The 3,993-nt window shown below is 63.7% G+C and carries 4 protein-coding genes; 1 reads left to right on the forward strand and 3 read right to left on the reverse strand.

Annotated elements, in window-relative coordinates; all coding sequences use genetic code 11:
- Positions 1-194: 194 nt before the first annotated feature.
- Positions 195-752 carry a hypothetical protein gene (locus AB0K15_RS47115; protein ID WP_364067583.1) on the forward strand — a complete coding sequence of 186 codons (558 nt, stop codon included), beginning with the start codon at positions 195-197 and terminating at the stop codon, positions 750-752.
- Positions 753-1,048: 296 nt separating this feature from the next.
- Here AB0K15_RS47115 and AB0K15_RS47120 read toward each other — a convergent pair whose 3' ends face one another.
- The 3 genes from AB0K15_RS47120 to AB0K15_RS47130 form a co-directional block, all read right to left on the reverse strand.
- Positions 1,049-1,657: a GNAT family N-acetyltransferase gene (locus AB0K15_RS47120; RefSeq protein ID WP_364067585.1), complete on the reverse strand. Its 609-nt coding sequence runs from the start codon at positions 1,655-1,657 to the stop codon at positions 1,049-1,051.
- 395 nt (positions 1,658-2,052) lie between these two features.
- Complete coding sequence (locus AB0K15_RS47125; protein ID WP_364067587.1) at positions 2,053-2,991, reverse strand: NAD(P)-dependent oxidoreductase; 939 nt, start codon at positions 2,989-2,991, stop codon at positions 2,053-2,055.
- Entirely contained in the window at positions 2,988-3,827 is an 840-nt protein-coding gene (locus AB0K15_RS47130; RefSeq protein ID WP_364067589.1) for a GntR family transcriptional regulator, read from the reverse strand. Before AB0K15_RS47130 ends, AB0K15_RS47125 begins: the two co-directional genes overlap by 4 nt.
- Between the last annotated feature and the right edge of the window lie 166 nt (positions 3,828-3,993).

The raw sequence follows: 3,993 nt of genomic DNA on the forward strand, positions 1-3,993 counted from the left end.
GTGGGCCCACCAGGACTTGAACCTGGGACCTCTTCGTTATCAGGGCAAATCCCCGTGTTTTTGACCTTGGCGTCTTGGCGCTGGCCAGGCACGCGAGCGTCCATGGACGTCCACACATGTCTTCCGCGTTCCACCCCGATTGTCACTCAGTTCGTCACTCCCCCGACGACCCCCGACTAAGGCAAGGTGGTCAAGTGAGCCTCTTGAACGTCCGGTACCAGCCGCTCCCGCCGCACACGAGCGAGCGCGAGCTGGCCGACTCGGTGCTCGGCCGCCTGTCTCCATGGTTCGACTACCAGCGCGAAGTTCGGGGAACACACTGCGGTGGCCGACGGCTACGAATCGATGCCGTGGCATGGCCGCGAGACCCAAGCACGTGGAAAGACGAACACCCGGTCTTCGGGATCGAGTTCAAGGCCATCGAGTTGATGACCTTCGACGCTGTGAACTTCACGCGGTGGGCCGCTCAGGCTGTCGACTACACCCATGTTGACTGGAACGGCTACGGCCATCTACGGGTCTTCACCTGTCCCTCGCCGGTGAAGGACTACCGGGAGGCCGGCGAAGGAACCGACGCGGCCTACCTGGTGACCCGCCTGCTGTGGCAGCTGGGCGTGGGCGAACTCGCGAACCTTGAGGGTCAAGGCTGGTCACTATTGGGCCAAGGGCAGCACCTGCTGTGGTCGGAAACCCTGGGAGCACACGAGGCCAAACGCTGGAGTATCAAGCCGAAGTCGGGGAACCGCGGCTAAGCCTGACAGGAGCAAAACCGGCTGTAACAGAGAAAAGTGAGGGCCTGCTCACTTTTCTCTGTTACAGCCGCTCTTCAAATGACACTAGTGACATAGAGTTAGTGTGGGGAAAGACTGTCACACCGGGATGTCACATCCCTGTCACACCTATTTATGCAGGTCAGAACCCCTAGAGTGACAGAGTGACAGGTGTGACAGTCTCGACACGTCCCGGGTGTCACACCCGCTAAACTACCGGTTACGGGCACGGTCGGTAGTCGGTGACGCGTCGACGCCTGTCGACGCCGCTTACCTGCTCAGACCCACTCGCCCATCGCTTCGAGCATGTGCGAGCAGTAGAACGGCTCACCGACCTGCACCGGTTCGGCCAGGTCGAGCGTCGAGCGGAAACCCTTGAGCTCGACGTCGTCGAGGTCGAACGGCGCGGTGGACCAGGTGTAGCCGACGCCGCGGGCGAGCGCCGCGTCGAGCATCAGGCCGCCGATCCCACGGCGGCGGTGCCGTTCGGCCACGGCGACGTGCACGAGCACCCCGCGCCGGTCGATCCCGCACAGCTGCACCTCGACGTACCCGAACACCTCACCGCGGACGTGCAACTCGATCCGCCCGACCCCGCCTCGCACCGCCGGCCGCCGCGGGATCACCTGCACCGGGAACCCCGCGCACATGTCCGCCGCCGCGCCCGCCACGCCGAGCGGCTTGTGCTCGACCTCGAACCACGTCTGCCGCGGCCGGCGGAACCGGGCGCACAGCAGGCATGTCCACGTCGACAACCGCAGCGTGTGGTGATAGCCCGAGTTCGAGCCGGCGATCTCCCGCAGGTGCCCGTTCAGGCAACGCGCGTGATCACGAGCAGACCTGAACGGCAGGTCTTCCTGCTCCACAATTGGCGCCCAATCGACCACATGTTCGATCGTATGACCTCGTAGCGCCGCTGAAAACACCGCCTGAGCGGCCCTGGGGTCGATCCCGGGGTCCAGTCACACCGACCACGCGCCGTTGTGGCCTCAGCGGCGATCTCAGGGCGCAAGATCCGATACGTCTCCGGCCCCGAGATCGTCACTGAGGCGCGCAGTGGTCCAGGCCGGTGGATCCGGCCACCACACGAATTCCAGGCCTTCCAGCACCTCTGAGCCGTCGGGTACCAGGCGCGCCGGCGGCTCGGATTCGGGCAAAGGTCGCAGCGACCACGTTTGGCTCATGATCAGGACGGTGTCACGTCCGGCGTCACCGCGGGGCCCGTTCGCCGATCTGTGGACAACTCGGATCACAGACGGACCCCCATCAGCTCGTCGCATGGTCACCGTCGAACGGTGACCGCGTTGGTAGGAGTCACGCCCTTCAAGAATGTGGCGATCTGCGTGGCCGCAACCTGGTAGCAAAGCGCGTTGGTTCCGGGCACCGTCCGGGCTGAGTGAGGGCTGATGATTACCCCAGTGCAGTCCCAGAGAGGGTGCTCTGAAGGGAGGGGTTCGGGGTCGGTGACGTCGAGAGCAGCTCGCAACCGCCCAGCTTGCAGCTCCCCCACCAGCGCATCCGTGTCGACGATACGGCCCCGGCCGGCGTTCACCAACAACGCTCCGTCGTCCATCGCCGCGAGAAAGGCCGAGTCGACCAGCTTGACCGTCCGCTCCGTCAACGGCGCCGTGATTACGACAAGAGCGTGCCCGGAAACAAGGACCGGCAAGTCCTCCGGCCCGTGGATGTCGTCGCGCGCTTTGCTTCCCACGAGCGTCGAGGCGACGTCGAACGCCTGCAACCGGCGGGCAACTGCCGTTCCGATCGCGCCGGCGCCGACGATCAACGCCCGTTTTCCAGCGAGGGTGTCGGCGGCGAACTTCCGATGTGCCCAGACGTGCGCGTCCTGAAAGCGTACGAGTGCGGGCCACTGCCTGAATTGGGTCAGAACGGCCGACAGAACCCACTCGGAGACGGGGCCAGCGTGCGCGCCTCGTGCCGTTGCGAGAACGATCTCCGCAGGTACGTCTGCCGACCACTCGTCGGCGCCAGCCGAGAGAAGTTGAACCATCCTCAAGTCCGGCAGCTCAGACAGCAGGCGAATCGGGCGGTGACTGCTTCGGTACGGCGGCAAAAGGACGTTCGCGCCGCGTTGCTCGCCGCTCAAGTGCTCGGTGTTGGGGTCGTACTCGATGACCTGGACGCCGTCGACCTGCGAGAGAATCTCGTGACCGACTTCGTCATCTGCCTCCCCGCTGATGAGAACCTTTGCGGTACTCACTTCTTGATGGCCCCTTCCTCGGTCACCTGCGCGATGAGGCGCCGGGCTTGATCCACGAGAACACCACCCGACACAGAATTGTCAACGACCACATGCGGCACAGGCGGACGGAAGTTGACGTTGACACCCTCCATGTACTTCTCCCAGTGTGCCAATTTTGAGCTGTCTCGCGGTGCATCACGATGCCGAATATAAGTGTGCATGGTCTCCTCGTCGCAGTACACCCACACGATCGTGAGGTCTGCGCCGAGCTTCCTGCACGTTGCCTCCGCTTGCTTTAACCACGACTCATCCGAGAACTCACGAAGAAAGGGAGCGGTGACGATCGCGCTATTCCCGACCTGGACGTTTTCCGTCATCGCTTCAAGCAGCGACTCGTACTCGGCCGGCCGGATCTTCGTCAAGTAGACCTCGGATTCCCGGTCATTCCGTGAAACACCCTGCAATTCAAGCGCCGCCTCGACGACGAACCGCGTCAGCGAGTCCTTGTCGAGCATGGGCCACCCCGACTCACGAGCCAGCACCCTCCCCAGCTCCGTCTTCCCACTGCCGGCGTACCCGCCGACCATGACGACTTGCGGCGTCGAGGTGCGCACCTCGCGGCGGAACTCCTGGTCGGGTGCGTGCACGGTTCGAGCTGATCGAGCCTTGCTCACAACCAGCCCCTTCTTGGCAAGCAAGTCCATGGCCTCGTTGATGGTGAAGACGCTGACGTCCCACTCCTTCGCGAGCTCGCGCGACGAAGCGAGCCGCTCGCCATGGCGAAGCCTGCCAGCCTGGATGTCGTTCTCGATGTTCCGCGCGATCTGCTGCGCAAGCGGCTCCGACCTGGTCACGGAGCTTCGTGGGCGAGACATGCTCACTCCTAGCTGGGCGCGTCTCCGCCCTGGGGTCAACTGAACGGTCACCATATCAGAACCAATCAGGGATACCCAAAGTTCCCGCAGGTCAGAGCTGAGTTTGATCGAATTTCAGACCTAACAGTTGACCTGGTTACCATTA

Source organism: Amycolatopsis sp. NPDC049253, assembly GCF_040678995.1.
In the GTDB taxonomy this organism is placed as follows: Bacteria; Actinomycetota; Actinomycetes; order Mycobacteriales; family Pseudonocardiaceae; genus Amycolatopsis.